Genomic DNA, 19486 nt, shown 5'->3' on the forward strand with positions numbered 1-19486 from the left:
GTCCAGGATGTCAGCAGCGCCCCAGATGTACCGAGAAGTCCGACAGCCTCCTAGAATCACCAGCCCCTATTTTCCAATCCGGCAAAACCATGAACATGCTCGTCCATCGCCCGCTGGGCGCCCAGGTGCTGCAGGCCCGACTCGGCAACGCCGGTGACCCGTTTTATTGCAGCCCGCTGGCGGAGCGTTTCGAGGGCCCGGCGCGTGGTGGCGTGCCGGTGCTGTTCCCGCAGTTCGCGGAATATGGGCCGCTGCTCAAGCATGGATTTGCCCGCAACCGGGACTGGACGCTGCTGGAGCACGGCGCCGATGGAGCACGGGAGCGTCTTCACTATGTGCTGGAAATCACACCGGAAGATTTTGCGGGCTGGCCCCATGCCGCGCGGCTGGAACTGGAAGTGCTGGCGCGTGAATCCCGCATCGATTTCAGCTTCACCGTGCTGAACACCGGCCACGACGAATTCAGCTTCACCGGCGGGCTGCATCCGTATTTCGCGGTGGACGATCTATTGCAGGTCCGCGTGGAAGGACTGCAGGGCCTGGCGGCCTCCGACCGCTATCAGCCCGGATTCACGCGGCAGGACGAATCGGTGCTGCGGTTCGGCGAGGCGATATTCGAGCGCCTGTATGACGGCTGCCCGGCCTTGACGCTGAGCGACGGCGCCCGGCGCATCCGGCTGTCGGCTTCGGGTTTCGACCAGTGGATGGTTTGGAACCCGGGGCGGGAAGAGGCTACGAAACTGAAAGACCTGCCGGACGGGGATTGGCGAAAATTCATTTGCATCGAGCCGGTGTGTGCAGGGAGGCCAGTAATAATAGGCGTTGGAAAAAAGTTTTCAGGGGCGATGGAAATTCAGATGAATGCTTAACGTTTACAAATCACCGCCCTTGGCGGTGCCGAAGGGTGGGTTGCTCAGGACCACCTGGCTCACATGGGAGGGAAATGCCAAGCACGGCGCACAACGGCGCCGGGAAGAAACAAGATCAGGCGGAGAACCAGTCGGTCCAGCGCAAGCCGGGAATGGCGCTGAAGTCGCGCGCATTGCGGGTCACGAGCGTAAGGCCCTGGGCCATCGCGATGGCGGCAATCTGGCCGTCCACCACAGGTAAGGCCCGGCCGGCACGTACCAGGTCGGCACGCAATTCGGCATGGATACGTGCCGCGCCTGCGTCGTAGGGCAACACCGGCAGGTCAGCAACCACCTCCTGCAGATAGCGGCCGATGGCGTCCTTGCGTTGTCCTTCCGGCATCCGCAGCCACCCGTAACGCAACTCGTGCCAGACCGGTGCCGCGTCACCATCGATGACAAGCTGTTTGCCAAACGGCGCGCTGAGCGAACCGCCTCACGCCGGCGAAGACCTCAACCCATAAGCCTTGCCGTCGATGAACAGGTACTCGGCGCGCAGCACCGGGTCGCCCTTTTCCTCGGCGAAGGTGAAGCCCAGCACGCCCACGTTCGCGTCGCGCTTGATGGGCTCGATCTGCCAGGCCTGCATGCGCGTCAGCGGCGCGAGCTCCACGGTCCAGCGCTTGTCCTTGCGGCTGGGCAGCTTGGCGTTGGCCAGCAGCGCCGGGCCGTCCACGTTGGCGCTCTGGGCCGGCAGCGGGCGCTGGCGCAGGTCGGCCGGCAGGGCCAGCGTCGGGGGCAGCTCCAGCACCAGCTCGGCGTGCGGGTTGCGCCAGCGCACCTCGCGCGCCGCGCCTTCCAGGTAGATCGGGCGGCTCTGGTCGAAGCTGCTCCAGCCGTGGTGGGCGCGCGCCGTGGGCAGCAGCGCCACCGCGCCGGAGGCCAGCAGCAGTCGTCTCTTCAGGTCCATCTTCGGGCTCCTTTCCCGGTTAGGCATAGGCGATCCAGCGACCGCAGATGATCACCGCCAACCACAGCCCCAGCGACAGCGCGGTCTGTGCCCGCGCCACGCCATCCAGCCGCTCGACGCCGCCGCGCCAGTGGAACAGCACGGCATTGAGCCCGGCGGCCAGCAGCAGGCCCAGCTTGGCCACGAAGTAAGGGTTGGCGAACAGTTCCCCGGGCTGGCTGCCGAACATCAGCAACCCGCTGGCCGCCGCCAGCGCGAATCCCCCCAGGGAGACGCGCAGCGCCAACCGCGCCAGCGCCGGCGCCGGCAGTTCGCGCCCCGCGCCCCAGGCGCGCAGCTCGAACACCACCAGGCTGCCCAACAGCAGCGCGATGCCCGTGATGTGCGTCGCCTCCAGCGCCGGGTAAGCCCAGGGATGGCCGGTGATCCAGGCCAGGGCGGCGGGGGGTTCGAGGGTGGTGAGGCTGGGCATGCGCTGACCATATAGGAACAGGCGGGGCGCCGGACAACGCCCTCAACCCTGCCAGCCGCGGCTCATCCCACCAGCCCCGCCTCCCGCACCCCGCACACCTCCCCGGTGTGCGCCGCCTCGTAGCCCGGCAGCGCCGCCACCCGCGACCGGTAGGGCACCGAGCGCATCAGCGCCAGCAGCGACCGCAGGTCCGGCCGGCCCTCATCGGCCGCATTGAAGGCCAGGAAGTAGCGCTCGCGCAGCAGCGGGATGAAATACAGGCCGAAGCGCTGCGCGGCCGTCTGCACCCCGAGCCCCACGTCGGCCATGCCGCTGGCGATGTAGGCCGCCACGGCCGCGTGCGTGAACTCGGCGTTGTCGAAGCCGTTGACCTGCCGCGGCGCCAGGCCGTGGCGCGCCAGCAGCAGCTCGGTCAGCAAGCGCGTGCCCGAGCCCGCGGGCCGGTTCACGAAGCGCAGGTCCGGCCGTTTCAGGTCCTCGATGCCGCCGATGCGGCGCGGATTGCCCGGCGCCGCAAACAGCCCCTGCGTGCGCACCGCCAGGTGCACGAGCCGATGCTTCTCCGGCTGCAGCCATGAGCGGTAGCGCTCGGCCGCGGCGGCCTCGAACTCGCCGATGGGCACGTGGAAGCCCGCCAGCTCGCATTCGCCGTGCGCCAGCGCCGCCACGGACTCGAAGCTGTTGCGGTAGCGCAGGTCCAGCGGCAGCTGCTGCGCCTGCAGTTCCTCCAGCAACGCCGCCACCGCGAAACCGTGGCTGGCATGCAGGCGCAGCACCCGCGGCGGCGCGGGCAGCGTGCGCTCCAGCTCGCCCTCCAGCTCCGAGGCCAGCGACTGCAGCAGCGGCGACAGCCGTGCCGCGACGCGCTTGTCGGCCCAGATGAGCTTCTCGGCCAGCGGCGTGAGCGTGGAGCCCCGCCCGCGCCCGGCCACCAGCAGCGGCTGGCCGAACAGCGCTTCCGCCTGCTTGATCTGCCCCCAGGCGTTGCGGTAGCTCAGGCCCAGCGCGCGCGCGGCCTCGGCAATGGCCCCCGTCTCGGCAATGGCGGCCAGCAGCGCGATCAGCGCCGTGGTGTCCGCTTGCGGCGCGGTGCCATCCAGGCGCTCCAGTTCCCAGCGGGGCGTGATGCGGATACGGAACATCTGGCAAGCCTTTGCATATTTGAGCCAGGCCCGGGGGCTATCGTCCCGCCCAAGCCGAAGCAAGTTTCGGTCGATTCAAACATATGGCAGCCCCGACATAGCCCGCGAGGAGACCTTGATGAACAGCGTGATACCGATCCGACCGCTGCAGGCCGACGCCCCACGCCGAGGCCAGCGCACGCAGCGCGAACGGCCCGTGACGGCCACGGCCCTGGCCGACGTGGAAGCCGCCACCGCGCACCTGGTGCTGCGCCGCGACCTGCTGATCGAGCACCTGCATGCGCTCAACGACCGCTTCGGCCAGCTGCGCACCGACCACCTGGCGGCGCTGGCACAGCGCTTCAGGCTGTCGCAGACGGAGGTGTTCGAGGTCGCGAGCTTCTATCACCACTTCGACATCGTTCGGGAGGACGCGCAGGGCGCTTATCCCGCGCCGCCGCGGCTCACCGTGCGCGTGTGCGAGAGCCTGAGCTGCAGCCTGGCCGGCTCCGCCGAGCTGCTGGAGCGCCTGCCGCAACTGCTGGACGCCGATGTGCGCGTGATCCCGGCGCCCTGCGTGGGGCGCTGCGAGCAGGCACCGGTGGCGGTGGTGCACCAACACCCGCTGCCGCAAGCGACGGTGGAGCAGGTGGTGCAGGCCGTGCAGCAAGGCGCCACGCGCCACGCGCCGGAGCCTTATGCCGACCTGGCGGACTACCGCGCCGCCGGCGGCTACCGGCTGCTGGAGGCCTGCCGCCGCGGCGAGCGCGACGTCGAAAGCGTGATCGCCACGCTGGAGGACGCCGGGCTGCGCGGCCTGGGCGGCGCGGGCTTCCCAGCCGGGCGCAAGTGGCGCCTGGTGCGCCAGGCACCGGCGCCGCGCCTGATGGCGGTGAACATCGACGAGGGCGAGCCCGGCACCTTCAAGGACCGCTACTACCTGGAGCGCGATCCGCACCGCTTCCTGGAGGGCGCGCTGATCGCGGCCTGGGCCGTGGGCGTCTCGGCCATCTACATCTACCTGCGCGACGAGTACCACGGCTGCCGCGCGATCCTGGAGGCCGAGCTGGAGAAGCTGCGGGCCGCGCCGCCGGAGGGCGGGCTGCCCGCCATCGAGCTGCGCCGCGGCGCGGGCGCGTACATCTGCGGCGAGGAGTCCGCGATGATCGAATCCATCGAGGGCAAGCGCGGCATGCCGCGGCTGCGCCCGCCCTACGTGGCGCAAGTGGGCCTGTTCGGCCGGCCCACGCTGGAGCACAACTTCGAGACGCTGTACTGGGTGCGCGACCTCGTCGAGCGCGGCCCGCAATGGTTCGCCAGCCAGGGCCGCCACGGGCGCAAGGGCCTGCGCAGCTTCTCGGTCTCGGGCCGGGTGGCGAAACCCGGCGTGCACCTGGCGCCGGCGGGCATCACGCTGCGCGAGCTGGTGGACGAGTATTGCGGCGGCATGCTCCCCGGCCATGAGCTCTATGCCTACCTGCCCGGCGGGGCCTCGGGCGGCATCCTGCCGGCGCGGCTGGCGGACGTGCCGCTGGACTTCGACACGCTGCAGCCGCACGGCTGCTTCATCGGCTCGGCGGCGGTGATGGTGCTGTCCCAGCACGATCGCGTGGTGGATGCCGCGCGCAACCTCATGCACTTCTTCGCCGAGGAAAGCTGCGGCCAGTGCACGCCCTGCCGCAGCGGCACGGCCAAGATCGCCACGCTCATCGCCAGCGACCAGTGGGACAAGCCGCTGCTGGCGGAGCTGTCGCAAGTGATGCGCGACGCCTCCATCTGCGGCCTGGGCCAGGCCGCCCCCAACCCCGTGGATTGCGTCATCAACTACTTTCCCCAGGAGCTGCAGCCATGAACGCGCGCATCCCGAACCTGAATGCTGAAACCATCGAGCTGCAGCTCGACGGCCGCGCCGTCAAGGCGCTGCCGGGCGAGACGCTGTGGGAGGTCGCGCTGCGCGAGGGCGTGGAGATTCCGCACCTGTGCCACACCGACGGCCTGCGCCCCGTGGGCAACTGCCGCGCATGCGTGGTGGAGGTGGAGGGCGAGCGCGCCCTGAGCGCCTCCTGCTGCCGCGCCGCGGCGCCGGGCATGAAGGTGCAGATCGACAGCCCGCGCGCGGTCAAGGCGCGCTCGATGGTGCTGGAGCTGCTGGTGAGCGACGCCGGCAGCACCGACGAGTACACGAAGGAGTCCGAGCTGACGCAGTGGGCGCGGGCGCTGGAGGTGCCGCGCGGGCGGCTGCCGCAGCGCGAGCGCGGCGCCTACGCGGCGCCGGACCTCAGCCACCCGGCCATCGCCGTGAACCTGGACGCCTGCATCCAGTGCACGCGCTGCCTGCGCGCGTGCCGCGAGGAGCAGGGCAACGACGTGATCGGCCTGGCGCTGCGCGGCTCGGCCGAGCGCATCGTGTTCGACGCGGGCGACCCGCTGGGCCAGTCCAGCTGCGTGGCCTGCGGCGAGTGCGTGCAGGCCTGCCCCACGGGCGCGCTCATGCCCGCGCGCGGCGCGGGGCTGGCGGAGATCACCAAGCGGGTGGACTCGGTGTGCCCCTACTGCGGCGTGGGCTGCCAGCTGACCTGGAACGTCGGCCCGGACGGCGAGGGCGGCGAGCGCATCCACACCGTCACCGGCCGCGACGGCCCGGCCAACCACGGGCGGCTGTGCGTCAAGGGGCGCTTCGGCTTCGACTACATCCACAACCCCAAGCGGCTGCAGGTGCCGCTGGTACGCCGCGAGGGCGTGCCCAAGGACCCGGCCGACATCGAGGCCGTCAAGTCCGGCGCCAAGCCGCTGCAGGCGCTGTTCCGCGAAGCGAGCTGGGAGGAGGCGCTGGCGCTGGCGGCGCAGGGCTTCCGGCGCATCCGCGACGCGGCGGCGCCGGGCTTCGAGTCGCCGCTGGCGGGCTTCGGCTCGGCCAAGGGCAGCAACGAGGAGGCCTACCTGTTCCAGAAGCTCGTGCGCCAGGTGTTGCACAGCGCGCACGTGGACCACTGCACGCGGCTGTGCCATGCCAGCTCGGTGGCGGCGCTGTTGGAGGGCATCGGCTCCGGCGCGGTGAGCAACCCGGTGGCCGACGTGGCGCAGGCGGAAGTGATCTTCCTCATCGGCGCCAACCCCACGGTGAACCACCCGGTGGCGGCGAGCTTCATCAAGAACGCTGTCGATGCGGGCGCAACGCTCATCGTCGCCGACCCGCGCCGCCAGCAGCTCTCGCGCCGCGCCAAGTGGCACCTGCAGTTCCGCCCCGACACCGACGTGGCGCTGCTCAACGGGCTGCTGCACGTGATCGTGGCCGAGGGCCTGGTGGACGAGGCCTTCATCGGCGCGCGCGTCAACGGCTTCGAGCAGCTGAAGGCCTCGGTGGCCGAGGCCACGCCCGAGCGCATGGCCGAGATCTGCGGCATCCCGGCCGAGACGATCCGCGAGGTGGCGCGCGCCTTCGCCACGACGCGCAGCGCCATGATCCTGTGGGGCATGGGCGTGAGCCAGCACGTGCACGGCACCGACAACGCGCGCGCGCTGATCGCGCTGGCGCTGATCACGGGCCAGATCGGGCGCCCCGGCACCGGGCTGCACCCGCTGCGCGGCCAGAACAACGTGCAGGGCGCCAGCGACGCGGGCCTGATCCCGATGATGCTGCCCAACTACCAGCGCGTGAGCGAGGCGGCCGTGAGGCAGCAGTTCGAGGCGCTGTGGGGCAGCGAGATCGACGCGCGGCCGGGCATGACGGTGGTGGAGATCATGCACGCGGCGCACGAGGGCCGCATCCGCGGCCTGTTCGTGGAGGGCGAGAACCCGGCCATGAGCGACCCGGACCTGAACTTCGCGCGCCAGGCGCTGGCGGAGCTGCAGCACCTGGTGGTGCAGGACATCTTCGCCACCGAGACCGCGCTGCTGGCCGACGTGGTGCTGCCGGCCTCGGCGCAGCCGGAGAAGTGGGGCACCTACACCAACACCGACCGGCTGATCCAGATCGGCCGCCCCGCGCTCTCCCCGCCGGGGCAGGCGATGCAGGACCTGTGGGTGATCGAGCAGATCGGCCGCCGCCTGGGCGCCGACTGGAACTACTGGCGCCCCGAGGACGGCGACGGGCGGGAGTCCGCGGAGGCGCCGGTGGCGCGCGTGTACGAGGAGATGCGCGCCGTGATGGCGCCGCTGGCCGGCGTGCCCTGGAGCCGCCTGGTGCGCGAGGACGCGGTGGTCACGCCCGCACCCGCCGAGGACGCGCCGGGACAGAGCGTGGTGTTCGTGGACAGCTTCCCCATGCCCGATGGCTGCGCGCGGCTCGTGCCCACGCAGTTCCGCCCCGGCGCGGAGCGCACCGACGCCGACTATCCCTTCGTGCTGACCACCGGGCGCGTGCTGGAGCACTGGCACACGGGCGCGATGACGCGCCACGCCAGCATGCTCGACGCCATCACGCCCGAGGCGCTGGTGAGCCTGCATCCGCTGGACGCGGCGGCGCTGGGGGTGGCCGACGGCGCCAGCGTCAGGCTGGAAACGCACCATGGCGGTGTGGTTGCGCGCGCAAGCGTCACGGACCAGGTCCAGCGCGGCCAGCTCTTCATCCCCTTCGCGTTCTGGGAGGCCGCGGCCAACACGCTCACGGGCGACGCGCTCGATGCGGTGGCAAAGATCCCGGGCTTCAAGGTGACGGCGGCACGCTTGTTGCCTCAGTGACATTCGTCACGAAAGCCCCGGCCGCCCAGCGCCCGGGGCTCAACTGCATCTACTTACGCCTCCCAAGATGCCGTAACGCGCGCTGCAGCATCGCGTGGCATTGTTCGGTCCGTGCCGCTCACGTGCTTCTTCGTGGGCAAGCGCAATCCCTGTAGACCCTGAGCACAGAAGGCGCCCGACATAAGCGCCCGCCAGGTCCGCTTGTGCCCAAGTCCGGGTATGCACGCTTTGGCGTGCATGCCGGGGCGAGCCATTGACTGACCGATGAAACTCACGACCCAAAGAAAGCTTTTGGCAATTGCCATCGCGTGCACCGCCCTTCTTGGTGCATGCGGCGGAGGCGAAGACCTCCAGAATGAAACTGCTGCGCAGACCGAGGTTGCGACTTCATTGGCCAGCGCTGAGAGAGAAACCGCTGCGGGTTTGACGACGGCCGCCACGGTGGATACTTCCGGCCGTTATGGTCCTGACGATTTCGTGGGCGACGACGCTCCGCAACTGGACCCGCTGACTTTCGTGCGTGAAATGGCCGCTGAAAATGGCCCGCTGTCCGCGTCGCTCGCGGCCGGTGGCGTGACCAAGTGGAATCCGGGCCATTACGTCGAATTCGGTTCGAAAGCCGGTGATTTCGTCATCGATGCCGGCCTGAATGAGACCGCCAATATGCCTTTCGTGAAGGGCATCATGGTGCGTGCCAGCTGGTGGCAGATGGAAAAGGGCAAGGGTCAATACGACTTCTCGCGCGTGGACCGGTACCTGGGCAAGGCCAAGGCCAAGGGCAAGCGCCTGTTCTTGACCATCGGCACCAAGACCTTCGACGGCGACAAGGCCGTGCCCGACTACCTGCGCACGGCGCAGTACGGCGGCGGCGCCTTCCGCATCGGCACCATCCGGGGCACCTACGGCGAGAACGCGTCGCTGCACAACGACGCCACGCGTGACCGCCTGATCGCCCTGATCCAGGCCCTGGGCAAGCGCTACAACCGCGACAACAACTTCGAAGGCATCACCTTCAACGAGACGGCCTTCGGCATGATGGTCAAGCCGCTGTCCGACGCGCAGAAGGTGAAATTCTTCTCCAACCTGGCGAAAGTCGATGCGGCGGCGCGCGCGGCTTTCCCCAACAGCGTGGTAATTCAGTTCATCAATTACCCGTCCAATCTCGTGCCGCCGCTGTTTACCGCCATGAAGGCCAATGGCGTGGGCATGGGTGGTCCGGACGTTTTCATCAACGATCCGAACCTGGAGAAATCCGCTTATCGCTTCAATGCCGAAGCCAAGGGCATTGTGCCCATTGGCATGAAGGTGGAATCCGATTCCTATGAAGCGGTCCGGCACGGCGGCCCGTATACCAAAGTGGATGTGCGCAAGATCTACTCCTTCGCACGCGATCGACTGCACAGCAATTACGTCTTCTGGTATCGGCATACGGCCAAGCACAATCCCTGGAACGACGTGCTGCGCATGTTCAAGGGCGAGGCATTCCCCACGAACAGCGCCGGCGGCCTGAATGCGGCTTGCCCGACGAAATTCGCGTCCTGCGCGCCCAAGCTCTAAACCAAAAACCATCACCCTCCTTGAACGGGCCGGCACTGCCGGCCTTTTTTTTGCCTGTCCACCCCGTGCCCGGCTCCAGGCCTTGCCGCAGGACTTGCGGCAGCCGCTACCGGGCCTAGGCGGGCCTCGCGCGCCGCGCATGCAGGCCCCTACGCGCGGCGCGCGGCAAGCCGCGGCGGCGGCATCCACGCCGCTCCATGGCGGCCGGGCCTGTTTCGCCGCAAGGCTTCAGCTCCACACAACGGTTGCACGCACAACGTCATGCGATCCGCATCCATCGTCGCCCCCGCATGCAGCACTGCCAGGGCGCCCCAATGGCGTGCGCCCGGCAAGCGCTTTCGTGAGTCCTCACCTCCATGCAATCCGACCGCTTGCAGCGTCCGGCCACGGACGCGAAGCGGACCTGAACCGGCCTGGGCCGGCCTGCACCGGACCTGGAACACCGCCGACAACGCTTGCGGCAGCACATGCCGCACCCCCGTAAAACCCTCCATAGACCGCCGACGGGCTATGTCATAGGCAACGAAGCTGTAACGCAGCGTGACGTCGGCGGCGTTGGTCAATCCCCTTTCAGGGCGCTTTCGCAACGGTGGCCATGGCAAGTTGTACCCATACATGACAATGGTTCTCATTCGCCTGCCCCATGGTGTGAACGACATGAGCCTGCCTTCCGAACCCGCCACCTCGCTTGCCGCCACCGTCCCAGGGCCCGAAGGGGACCTGGCAGCACTGGCGCAGGCGCTCATCACTTCGCGCCAGAGCGTGCTGCCCAAGCGGCTGGCCGAGCCGGGCCCCGACGCCCAGCAGTTGCAGCGGCTGCTGCTGGCGGCCGCGGCGGCGCCGGACCATGGCGAGCTGCGGCCATGGCGCTTCGTCATCGTGCCGGCGGCCAAGCGCGTGCTGCTGGCCGACATGTTCGAAGCCGCGCTGCTGGACCGCGACGCCCGGGCCACGGCGATCGAGCGCGAGGCCGCGCGCGAGAAAGCGCACCGGGCGCCGCTGCTGATGCTGGCGGTCGCCAAGCTGGGGCCGGCGCAGCCCGACATGCCGGCGCCGGAGCGGCTGGTGTCGCTGGGCGCGGCGCTGCAGAACCTGCTGCTGCTGGCGCACGCCATGGGTTTTGGTGCCGGGCTCACCAGCGGACAGGCGATGCAGTCGCCACGGTTGCGCACGCTGTTCAGCCTGCTGCCGGGTGAAGAGGCGGTGTGCTTCGTCAGCGTGGGCAGCGTGACGCAGCGCAAGCCGATGCGCCCGCGCCCCAGTCCGCACGAGATCGCCAGCGAGCTGTAAAGGCGCGGGACGGAGGCCGGTTCGGCCGCGGCCGGGCGTTCAGCGCGCAGCGCAGCGAATCCGCCGCGACGCCCTTACGCGTCGCAAGGCCACAGCCGGTGCAGCAGCTCGTGAGCCCAGTCCGGCAGCGTCGCGCCGGGCGCGTCCGCCAACCAGGCTTCCACCTGCTCGTAGTCGTCGCCTTCGATCACGGCCTCGTGCGCCAGTTCGCCCTGACCACGCACGCTGAACTTCAGCCATCCCCGCTCGGCGCTTTCCCATGCCAGCGCGATGGCGCCATCGGGCTCCACCGTCACTTCCGGCGCCGGCCAAGCCGCCGCGGTGAGCTCGATCAGGCGCTGCGCCTCGTGCAGCGTGGGCGGCGTAGGTGCGCGCCAGCCACGCTCGGCAATGAAGAGTTGGGCTTCGGACAGGGCGGATGACAGCAGGGGTGACATGGTGGCGATGGTAGGAGCAAGGCGAGACGGTCCGCGGCGGACTCACCGCCACGCCCGGCCTCGGCTTGGCTCGCTCGGGGCTGGCTGCGCTGGCGTGGAACGAGCACCAGGCCGTCCAGATCGTGCTCGCCCCGTCTTCATACCCTGATAATTCTTGTTATGCAGGTACAACAAATATTCGGCCTACCAGCCATGGAGGGCGGCGCATGGGGAGTGCCGGCTGCGGCTCCAGGCTGCGAGCAGGCCCGAGGCCGTGGCGTTTCGAGTCATTGGCCGCGGGCCGGTGGCCGGTCCGGGACATGACGGCGCCGCTGGTGGCGCCGCGGCGTGGCCGGCCGCGCGGCAGCCGGACCGAGGTGACATCCTCGCAGGCGCTGCTGCGGCTGCATCACTTCAGCTTCCTGCGGGCGCTGGCCGAGGGCGTGAGCCTGCGCGCGGCCTGGGAGCGGTACATGGCTTTCGCGGGCGGGCCGGACGACGAGCGCCATTTCGCGGCGCAGGCGCGCCGGCTGCGGCGCCAGATCGCGCAGGCGGCACGGGCGCATGGCCTGGACGAGGTGGCGGCCGAGGCACTGGCGGAACCGGCAGCGGCCACCGCGGACGCAGGCATGCCGTCCTTACAGGACTGGATCGCCCAGTCCTGCGAAGCAGGCGGTTTCCACCCCGAAGACCGGGACCCGGCGGAATGGCTGCGCGAGTACCAGGCCGAGTTCGGGCTCGACGCGGCGGTGCTGCCGCAGCCGGCCACCGCCGGCTTGGCGCCGCGCCCGGTCCGGCTGGGGGCGCTCAACCGGCTGGCCACGGCGCTGTCCGCGCCGCCGTCGCTGGAGGACGCGCTCGCGTTGTGGCTCACGCCCACGTTGTCCGCCGCGCTGCGCGGGGCCGGGCTGCTGACGCTGCGCGACCTGGCGGACTTCGCCAACGCGCATGGCGCGCGCTGGCACCGGCGGGTGCCGGGCGTGGGCACGGTGCGGGCCGGGCGGCTGCTGGACTGGCTGCGGCCGTTGGCCGAGTCGCTGGGCCATCCGCTGCGGGAGGCAGCGCTGCAGCCCGCGCGGCAACTGGCTCTGGCGCGCGAGCGGGCGCTGGTGGCCGTGCAGGACCGCCGCTTGGGCATCGTCCCGCTGGAGCGGCTGGCGGTGCCGCCCGATCTCGACGGCCGGCATGGCGTGTTCCGCCTGGCCACGCCCAACGTGCTGGGGGCCTCGACCGACCTGGAGGCCTTGCGCGCCTGGTTGCAGCGCTATGCGATGTCGCCGCGCACCCATGCCTCCTACGCGCGCGAGGCCGAGCGCTTTTACCTGTGGTGCCTGTGCGTGCGCCGCAAGCCGCTGTCCTCGGTGCAGGAAGAGGATTTACATGCCTACCGCGGCTTCATCGCCAATCCGCCCGGGGACTGGCTGCAGCCGCGCCAGGAAGGCCGCGACAGCGAGCACTGGCGCCCTTTCCGCGGCCCGCTGAGCCCGCTGTCGCAGCGCCACGCGCTCACCGTGATCGCCTCGATGCTGGGCGCGCTGATGAAGGCGGGCTACCTGGGCGCCAACGCCGCGGCCGGCGTGGCGCCGCACCTGAAGCTGCCGCGCCCGGGCATCGACGTGCGGCGCAGCTTCGACGAGGCGCAGTGGCGCTGGCTGATGTCGTGCTGGGAGGCGCTGTACCGCGAGGCCGGTGCGCCCGGTGGCCTGGCCGACCTGGGACCGGACGCCAAGCCCGCCCGCGCCCGCAGCCTGCGCCGGCTGCGGCTGGTGCTGGAGTTGGGGGCCACCACCGGGCTGCGGCTGATCGAGCTGTGCACCGCGCGCCTGTCCGGGCTGCGGCGCGAGCGTTTCGAGGGCGAGTCCGTGTGGATGCTGGAAGTGCTGGGCAAGGGACACCGGCGCCGCAGCGTGCCGATCTACGACGACATCAAGGCCCTCATCGACCGGCACCAGGCGGACATGGAGGCGGCGGGCGTCGGCCACGAACCGGCGGCGCCGCTGCGCACGCTGCTCACGCCGGCGGGCACCGGTGGCATGCCCGTGGACGGTGCCGACGCGCCATGGCCCGGGATGGAAAGCGACAGCACCCATGTCCGTGGCGGTGCGCCACGGGCGCAGCGCCCGCTCATCGGCGCGCTGCGTGGCGCGGTACCGCGCTGGCGCCTGGACGCGCAAGGCGTGCCCACGCTGGAGCCCGGCCGCCAGGCCGACCGCTGGGGCGCGCTGGAACCGTCGGCGCTGTACCAGTCGCTCAAGCGGCTGCTCCGCCACGCGGGCGAGCGCGCGCATAAAGCCCAGCCGCCACTGGACGGCGACGCCTTCCGCGGCGCCTCCACGCACTGGCTGCGGCATTTCTTCGCGAACAACGCGGCGGCCGACGGCGTGCTGCCGGTGGCGCTGATGGGCGCCATGGGGCACGCCGATCTCAAGACCACCTCGCTCTACACGCGGCCGGAGCAGCAGCTCATGCTGCGCGAACTGGCCAAGGTGCGGCGGCGTGGCGGAGGTTGAACGGGTGCGCGGCAGCGGGTGAGGGTTTTCGGGATGAAAGCCCAGTCCGGCATGGGCAGGGTGTTGAACGGTTCAACACCCTGCCCCGCGCTGGCACGCGGCCTGGTCGCGGGATGAACGCCCTGGCCTGTTGCTTGCGCCCGTGAGCCGGTGGGCGCGGTCTTGCAGGGGGCTGGGTGTCTGCGGCATCGAAGGCCATCGTTGCGAAACCGGGCGCCGCATGCTGAAGGTGAGATTTTTCGGGAGCCATGACAGCGAAAGTCCGCCCTGTGGACAATACCTGTTCGCTGAACGGTTTTTGCGTTTTTCCTCAAAAATTCGTAAACACACCCACGCTTCTTGATCTCGAACCCGGAGCGAAGGATTCAGGACAAGCGTGGCTCGGCCACCCGCCGCGTATCCAGGAATGCAGGCCTACGGCCCTCGAAGTCGCATCGGCCGGAAATGCGTCGTGAGTGGGCAAGCCGTGGAGCGGCCCGGCACGGGGACCATGTGTTGAACCGTTCAACACCCGGCTGGCATGGGCATGCATTCCTGCCCTGCCCTGGCTGGGATCAGCTTCACAGCGGCTGTTTCCGCGGCCCGGGACTCCTTCGAGCACGTACCCTGATGCGAACGTTCGGGTCAGCATGTCCAGATGCCCTGCGAGGCGCTGTGCGGCCATACGTGAGCATCTACGGGATGCCCGCGGCCCACAGCAATGGCGCTTCGCACAGCGGGCAGCCGGGCACTCCTTCCGTGCCCTGTAAGGGCGAGGCTGCTGGCAACGTGCCCACAATGGCAGCACGTCACGGCGGGGTGTTGAACGGTTCAACACTCGTCGAGATCCGCGCAGCGCGCGGTGGCGTGCCGTCATCAGGCCGCTCCCAGATAGCGTGCTGCGGGCCCGTCCGCCATTGCCGGACGGGAGCCCGGGGTAGGCCGCCGTCCCGGGCTTGGCCGGTTGGCAATTCGCACGGTTGCCGTGCAGGATGCGCCTGCTGCGCCGGTACGCCGTCCAGCAGAGGACAGGCCTTCACACCGTCCGCAGACTCTCTCCCCTACGGCCACGGAAGCGGCAGTGCGCTGCCATCCCCGCCTGCGGGTACTGCCATCCGGGGAAACCTGCGACGCCAGGATGCCTCGCGTGCCGTAGTGCCAGCCACGGAAAAAACGTCGTCATCCCGTGCATGGTCGGAGCCCTGGATGCCGCGAACCAGTCCCCGGCGCCGGCACGTAATCCGAACTGCCTGCGACAGCTGGAGGCACTCCCGCCTGCGCGCGACCGAGAAATCAAGCAGCGCGACTCACGAGGTGCCATGGCTCGTCGCTTCCCCGGATACCCGTGGGCTTCCGCCGGAAGGCCGACCGGGTGGGCCGGCAGGCCGCGTTGCAGCCGGCAAGGCGATCGGCCCGCGCACGCGGGTGTTGAACCGTTCAACACCCGCGCGGCAACCCCGTGGAGACACACCCCGAAAGCTCTCCGGAGTCGAGCCACGGAGGGTGTTGAACGGTTCAACACCCCAGGAAAAAGGCGCCTCGCGGCGCCTTTGGGTTCAGGCTGGATGGCGGCGTATGAAGTCCTCGACCAGCCGCAGCAGTTCGGCTTCGCGCTCCGGCGGCAGCACGCCGGCCTCGAAGCGCAGCGACGCGCGTCCGCGCGCATCGCGGCTCAGCGTGGCGAGCTTGCGGCCGTCGCGGCGCAGGTGGGAGGACGCGGCGGCCGGTCCCGCTGGCATGGCCTGGCCGGTGAGGGCGTTGAATACGGCCTGCGCCGCCAGCGCCTTGCCCTGCCCCTTGAGCTCGCGCGCCCGTTCCAGCACCGCGTCCGGGTCCTTCTGCAGCAGCTCCGACAGCGGCTGCGCCCAGCGGAACTGGATCTCCAGCGGCGAGGCAAAGGCCTCCACCACGGCGGCCGGCAAGCGTGCCAGTGCCAGGCTCTTGGACACCAGCGACACGTCCACCTGCACGGCTTCCGCCAGCTTGCGCAGCGACGGGTACAACCCCTCGTCCAGCGCGCGCCGGTACATGCAGCCCTGCTCCCACGGGCTCAGGTTCTTGCGCCCGCGGTTCTCGCGCTCCATCGCCTCGAAGAGCTGCTGGTCGGTGACCTCCTCCACCAGCGCGCGCACCGGCAGTCCCAGCTCCAGGCAGGCACGGTGGCGGCGGTGCCCGAACACCAGCTCGTAGAGCACGCCCGATTGCGCCGCGCGCCGCTCGGCCTCGGACAGCGGCCGCACCTTCACCGGCTGCACGTTGCCGCCGGCGGACTCGATCTCGGCCTTGAGCTCGCGGAACTCCGCATCCGCAAAGCTGGCCTCGTGCCGGTTGGCCCAGCGCGAAGGCCGCACGGAGGCCGCGTCCAGGCTGCGCATCGGCACCGCGCCTTCGAAGTCGCGCAGCCGCTCGCGCAGATCCTCCGCCTCCTTGATCGCGGCCGACTGCGTGGAGAGGAACTGCAGCATCGAGCCCGGCGCCGTCTTGGCGCGCGCATCCTCGGTGGCGGTCCCGGCGCCGCCGGCCACCGGCGACACCGGTGGCACCTGGATCAGACCGGCCTTGGCAGCGAGTTTCTTGCTCATGCGCGCGCCCTCGCCTTGCGGGTGTTGAACGGTTCAACACCCTTGGCCACCGTGCCCGCCGGCGCGCCCGAGCGCTGCTGCTGTTGCGCCCAGACCGAGCGGATGGACCCTTCCACGTGGCCGACGAAGGAGTCGTAGGCGTCGCGCGCGCGCTTGAAGGTACGCGCGCTGCCGTCGTAGCGGGCCACGTCGTACACGGTGCCGAACTCCGCGGCCGTGACACCCGTGACGGCCGTCTTCGGAATCTCCACCGGCAGCACTTTCTCGGCATAGGTCTGGCCGATCCACTGGCGCACGATGGTGCTGGCGGCATCGGTGGAGTCCACCCGGGCCAGCAGCACGTGGATGAAATCGAACTCCTTGGACAGGCCGCGGCGCCCCAGCAGTTCGGTCGTGAGGTCGGAGAACAGGCTCCAGAACTGCGCCGCGGAGGCGAAGTCCAGCGCGTTGGGCGGCAGCGGCATGATGATGCCGTTGCTGGCCATGAAGGCGTTGATGGTCGTGTAGGAAAGGGCAGGCGGCGTGTCGATGATGATCACGTCGTAATCGGCGCGCACGTCGTCGATGCCCAGGTCCAGCACGCGCCAGAACTCGAAGCCCGGCTCCTGCGTCTGCCGCGCCGGCAGCGCGAACTCCGCGCCGAACAGCACCGGCGCCGCCGCCACCAGGTCGATGCCGTCCCAGTAGGTTGGCTGGATGGCGTAGCGGATGGAGGTTTCGCTGCCCATGCACAGCGGCAGGATGGTGTGGGTCTCCTGCACCTCGGTGTCCGGCAGGATGCCGAACAGCGTGGTCAGCGAACCTTGCGGATCCGTGTCGATCACCAGCACCCGGTGCCCCAGCAGCGACAGGCCCTGCGCCAGCGTGACGGCGGTGGTGGTCTTGCTCACTCCCCCTTTGAAGTTGCCGATGCTGACGGTGACGGCCTCGGCGCCGGCCGGGCGCAGTTGCTCCTTGCGGTACTCGCGGATCCAGGTGCGCGCCTCCGCCAGGCTGAACTCGCGGCGCGAGCCCGATTCGTTGAGCTTGCCGCCGGGCAGGTCGCCGCGCGTCATGCGGTGGCTGAGCGAGCCTTTCTCGATACCGCACAGCGCCGCAAGCTGGCTGAGGTTGAACACCGGCGCGTTCTTGCGCGCCGTCGGCGCCAGCATCGCGCTGCGGATTTCACCCATCATCGCGACGGCGCGCTCGGCCTGGTCGGCGATGTCCTGCAGGCCGATCGGCCGCGGCGGTTTCAATTCGATCTTGTCCAACACGGAACCCTCACTTCTTCTGGTTGGGCAGCGACTTGACGCTGCAAGCATGAGTGCCGCGCATTGTGTCAAGCAGACGTTTTGTTGCAAAGCATTTGCATCGCACCGTGCGGTTAGCACCACAGCGGGATGGCGTCATTGGTTTGAAAAATTTCAGCGCCCGCTTTGGAAAGGTTCAGACCCTTAACACCCTTAATACCCTTTAAGGCCGAATTTCTCCATGCACGACAAGCGCTTAGATCGTTTCACGTGAGTGGAAACGGGAGCTTGTGGAGCCTTTTCGGGAGCACGGATGCAGGGATACGGGACGTGTTGGAGCTTTTTCGGGGCGCCACGTGCATGGATACGGGACTCGTTGTCGCCCCGGCCTGTGCACAACCTGGCAGCCAGGCGATCCCGCGAGGTGAGGGTTTTCAGGAGCTGTGCGGGGACGAGCCAGGGGCCGGAACGGCAAGCCGGCGCAGCGGATCCGGACTGGTTCCATCCACCTTCGGCACCGGCCCGATTCAGCGCCGGGCTGGACAGGTGAGTGTTTTCAGGAATTCCGCGAAGCCTCGCGGTCGCCAGGCCGTGGTCGGGACGTGAGAGTTTTCGGGGTGTTTGCCGGCCATCGGGTGGCCGGACCGCGTGCGCTTCGCGTGAGGATTTTCGGGATTCGCCGTGCGTGACCCTGAACGGGCTCAGGCCAGCAGCAGGTGAGGATTTTCGGGATCCCAGGGGCTGGGGCGGCCGCGGTTTCACGTGAGAAGTCGCTCTCACGCGTGCGCTACAGTGCCTTTCCATGACGAGCGATGCGCCACCTCCGCCTCCCAAGCGCCGGTCCAGGTCCCGGTCCAGCGCCGCGGTCGGGGCCGGAACCACGCGCGCCGTCACCGTGCGCAAGCCGGTCAACACCCTGGCCATCGTGCCCAAGTCGGCCCGCATCACCTCGCTGGGGCGCAAGAGCTACAACGTGCTGCTGCACGAGGCGCAGGCGCAGGGGCTGGACAAGGACGTGTTCCGCGCCCCGCTGGAGCGCATCGTGCGCGGCGTGGACTTCGACTCCAACGACCACGCGCTGATCAAGAAGCACCTGCGCGCCATGGTCTCCACCACCGTCGAGTGGCAGTCGCCCACCACGGGCGAAGGCACGGCGTGGAACGTCAGCGGCTTGCTGGCGCACGCGCGGCTGACCAAGGAGCGCGGGCAGGTGTGGGTGGAGTGGTCCTACGCCGTCAACCTGAAGCAGGAACTGCTAGAGCCCAGCGTCTTCGCGCGGCTGAAGCTGGAGATCATCAGCCAGCTGCGCTCGCATGCCGGCATCGCGCTGTACGAGATCTGTACCCGCTACAAGGACGTGGGCCGCACCTCGCGCCAGCACTGGCGCTGGTGGCGCCCAGTGCTCAGCGGCCAGCCCGAGAGCGAGCGCACGGCCAAGCTGGAGTACCGCATCTTCAAGCGCGACACCTTGAAACCCGCCATTGCCGAGGTCAACGCGCTGACCGACCTGCAGGTGGAACTGGCCGAGTACAAGGATGGACGCTTCATCGGCGATATCCAGTTCCTGATCAAGGTGAAGCCTCAGGCCGCGCTGCCGGCCGCAGCCGCGCCGCAGCCGGTGGACCTGCAGCTCGTGGCCCGCGCGCAGACGCTGGGCGTGGCCGAGGAGAAGACGGAGCAGTTCCTGCAGGCGCACGGGAGCGCGGCGGTGCAGGCGGCGCTGGAATTGCTGGCGCGGCGCTCGGTTTCCAACTACCCCGAGCCGCTGCGCGACCCGGCGCGCTACCTCAAGGCGATCCTGGCCGGCGAACCGGCCGCCGGCCCCGAGC

14 protein-coding genes are annotated in these 19486 nt (G+C 69.6%); 7 read left to right on the plus strand and 7 right to left on the minus strand.

Annotated elements, in window-relative coordinates; all coding sequences use genetic code 11:
- Positions 1-89: 89 nt before the first annotated feature.
- Complete coding sequence (locus Q0741_RS01880; RefSeq protein WP_298231502.1) at positions 90-869, plus strand: D-hexose-6-phosphate mutarotase; 780 nt, start codon at positions 90-92, stop codon at positions 867-869.
- 115 nt (positions 870-984) lie between these two features.
- On the opposite strand, the gene Q0741_RS01885 is transcribed toward Q0741_RS01880, so the two are convergent.
- From Q0741_RS01885 to Q0741_RS01900, 4 genes are all read right to left on the minus strand, one after another.
- Positions 985-1305 (minus strand): PIN domain-containing protein, encoded by a 321-nt coding sequence (locus Q0741_RS01885; protein WP_298231515.1) that lies wholly within the window; start codon positions 1303-1305, stop codon positions 985-987.
- A 39-nt stretch (positions 1306-1344) separates the two neighbouring features.
- Positions 1345-1818 (minus strand): DUF6152 family protein, encoded by a 474-nt coding sequence (locus Q0741_RS01890; RefSeq protein ID WP_298231503.1) that lies wholly within the window; start codon positions 1816-1818, stop codon positions 1345-1347.
- A 19-nt stretch (positions 1819-1837) separates the two neighbouring features.
- Positions 1838-2290, minus strand: a complete 453-nt coding sequence (locus Q0741_RS01895; RefSeq protein ID WP_298231504.1) for a hypothetical protein — start codon at positions 2288-2290, stop codon at positions 1838-1840.
- Between the two features lie 62 nt (positions 2291-2352).
- Positions 2353-3432 carry a substrate-binding domain-containing protein gene (locus Q0741_RS01900; RefSeq protein WP_298231505.1) on the minus strand — a complete coding sequence of 360 codons (1080 nt, stop codon included), beginning with the start codon at positions 3430-3432 and terminating at the stop codon, positions 2353-2355.
- A 118-nt stretch (positions 3433-3550) separates the two neighbouring features.
- Between Q0741_RS01900 and Q0741_RS01905 the strand changes: the two genes are divergently transcribed.
- The 4 genes from Q0741_RS01905 to Q0741_RS01920 all read left to right on the plus strand — a co-directional run bounded on the left by Q0741_RS01905 (position 3551) and on the right by Q0741_RS01920 (position 10938).
- The gene (locus Q0741_RS01905) at positions 3551-5263 is read left to right on the plus strand and encodes an NADH-ubiquinone oxidoreductase-F iron-sulfur binding region domain-containing protein (protein ID WP_298231506.1); all 1713 of its coding nucleotides are present in this window, start codon (positions 3551-3553) and stop codon (positions 5261-5263) included.
- Positions 5260-8091 carry a formate dehydrogenase subunit alpha gene (gene fdhF, locus Q0741_RS01910; RefSeq protein ID WP_298231507.1) on the plus strand — a complete coding sequence of 944 codons (2832 nt, stop codon included), beginning with the start codon at positions 5260-5262 and terminating at the stop codon, positions 8089-8091. Before Q0741_RS01905 ends, fdhF begins: the two co-directional genes overlap by 4 nt.
- A gap of 264 nt (positions 8092-8355) precedes the next feature.
- Entirely contained in the window at positions 8356-9648 is a 1293-nt protein-coding gene (locus Q0741_RS01915) for a hypothetical protein (RefSeq protein ID WP_298231508.1), read from the plus strand.
- Between the two features lie 657 nt (positions 9649-10305).
- Entirely contained in the window at positions 10306-10938 is a 633-nt protein-coding gene (locus Q0741_RS01920; protein WP_298231509.1) for a nitroreductase family protein, read from the plus strand.
- A 74-nt stretch (positions 10939-11012) separates the two neighbouring features.
- Here the strand turns inward: Q0741_RS01920 and Q0741_RS01925 are convergent, their stop codons facing one another.
- On the minus strand, positions 11013-11375 hold the full coding sequence (locus tag Q0741_RS01925) for a hypothetical protein (protein ID WP_298231510.1): 363 nt from the start codon (positions 11373-11375) through the stop codon (positions 11013-11015).
- Between the two features lie 299 nt (positions 11376-11674).
- On the opposite strand from Q0741_RS01925, the gene Q0741_RS01930 reads away from it, so the two are divergent.
- A complete protein-coding gene (locus Q0741_RS01930; RefSeq protein ID WP_298231511.1) occupies positions 11675-13864 on the plus strand; it encodes a phage integrase family protein in 2190 nt (729 codons plus the stop codon).
- Between the two features lie 1535 nt (positions 13865-15399).
- Here the strand turns inward: Q0741_RS01930 and Q0741_RS01935 are convergent.
- The gene (locus Q0741_RS01935) at positions 15400-16425 is read right to left on the minus strand and encodes a ParB/RepB/Spo0J family partition protein (RefSeq protein WP_298231512.1); all 1026 of its coding nucleotides are present in this window, start codon (positions 16423-16425) and stop codon (positions 15400-15402) included.
- Positions 16422-17681, minus strand: coding sequence for an AAA family ATPase (locus Q0741_RS01940; RefSeq protein WP_298231513.1), 1260 nt, complete (start codon positions 17679-17681; stop codon positions 16422-16424). Before Q0741_RS01940 ends, Q0741_RS01935 begins: the two co-directional genes overlap by 4 nt.
- Before the next feature lie 871 nt (positions 17682-18552).
- On the opposite strand from Q0741_RS01940, the gene Q0741_RS01945 reads away from it, so the two are divergent.
- Positions 18553-19486, plus strand: a 934-nt coding sequence (locus tag Q0741_RS01945; protein ID WP_298231514.1) for a replication initiation protein, incomplete at its 3' end; no start/stop codon positions are given.

The organism is uncultured Azohydromonas sp. (genome assembly GCF_937926365.1).
Lineage (GTDB): Bacteria > Pseudomonadota > Gammaproteobacteria > Burkholderiales > Burkholderiaceae_C > Azohydromonas.

Excerpts from the sequence above, each read along its gene's own strand:
- Q0741_RS01905 (WP_298231506.1), top strand. The coding sequence starts at position 3,551 with ATGAACAGCGTGATACCGATCCGACCGCTGCAGGCCGACGCCCCACGC.
- Q0741_RS01880 (WP_298231502.1), top strand. The coding sequence starts at position 90 with ATGAACATGCTCGTCCATCGCCCGCTGGGCGCCCAGGTGCTGCAGGCC.
- Q0741_RS01935 (WP_298231512.1), bottom strand. The coding sequence starts at position 16,425 with ATGAGCAAGAAACTCGCTGCCAAGGCCGGTCTGATCCAGGTGCCACCG.
- Q0741_RS01915 (WP_298231508.1), top strand. The coding sequence starts at position 8,356 with ATGAAACTCACGACCCAAAGAAAGCTTTTGGCAATTGCCATCGCGTGC.
- Q0741_RS01930 (WP_298231511.1), top strand. The coding sequence starts at position 11,675 with ATGACGGCGCCGCTGGTGGCGCCGCGGCGTGGCCGGCCGCGCGGCAGC.
- Q0741_RS01890 (WP_298231503.1), bottom strand. The coding sequence starts at position 1,818 with ATGGACCTGAAGAGACGACTGCTGCTGGCCTCCGGCGCGGTGGCGCTG.
- Q0741_RS01900 (WP_298231505.1), bottom strand. The coding sequence starts at position 3,432 with ATGTTCCGTATCCGCATCACGCCCCGCTGGGAACTGGAGCGCCTGGAT.
- Q0741_RS01920 (WP_298231509.1), top strand. The coding sequence starts at position 10,306 with ATGAGCCTGCCTTCCGAACCCGCCACCTCGCTTGCCGCCACCGTCCCA.
- fdhF (WP_298231507.1), top strand. The coding sequence starts at position 5,260 with ATGAACGCGCGCATCCCGAACCTGAATGCTGAAACCATCGAGCTGCAG.
- Q0741_RS01925 (WP_298231510.1), bottom strand. The coding sequence starts at position 11,375 with ATGTCACCCCTGCTGTCATCCGCCCTGTCCGAAGCCCAACTCTTCATT.
- Q0741_RS01895 (WP_298231504.1), bottom strand. The coding sequence starts at position 2,290 with ATGCCCAGCCTCACCACCCTCGAACCCCCCGCCGCCCTGGCCTGGATC.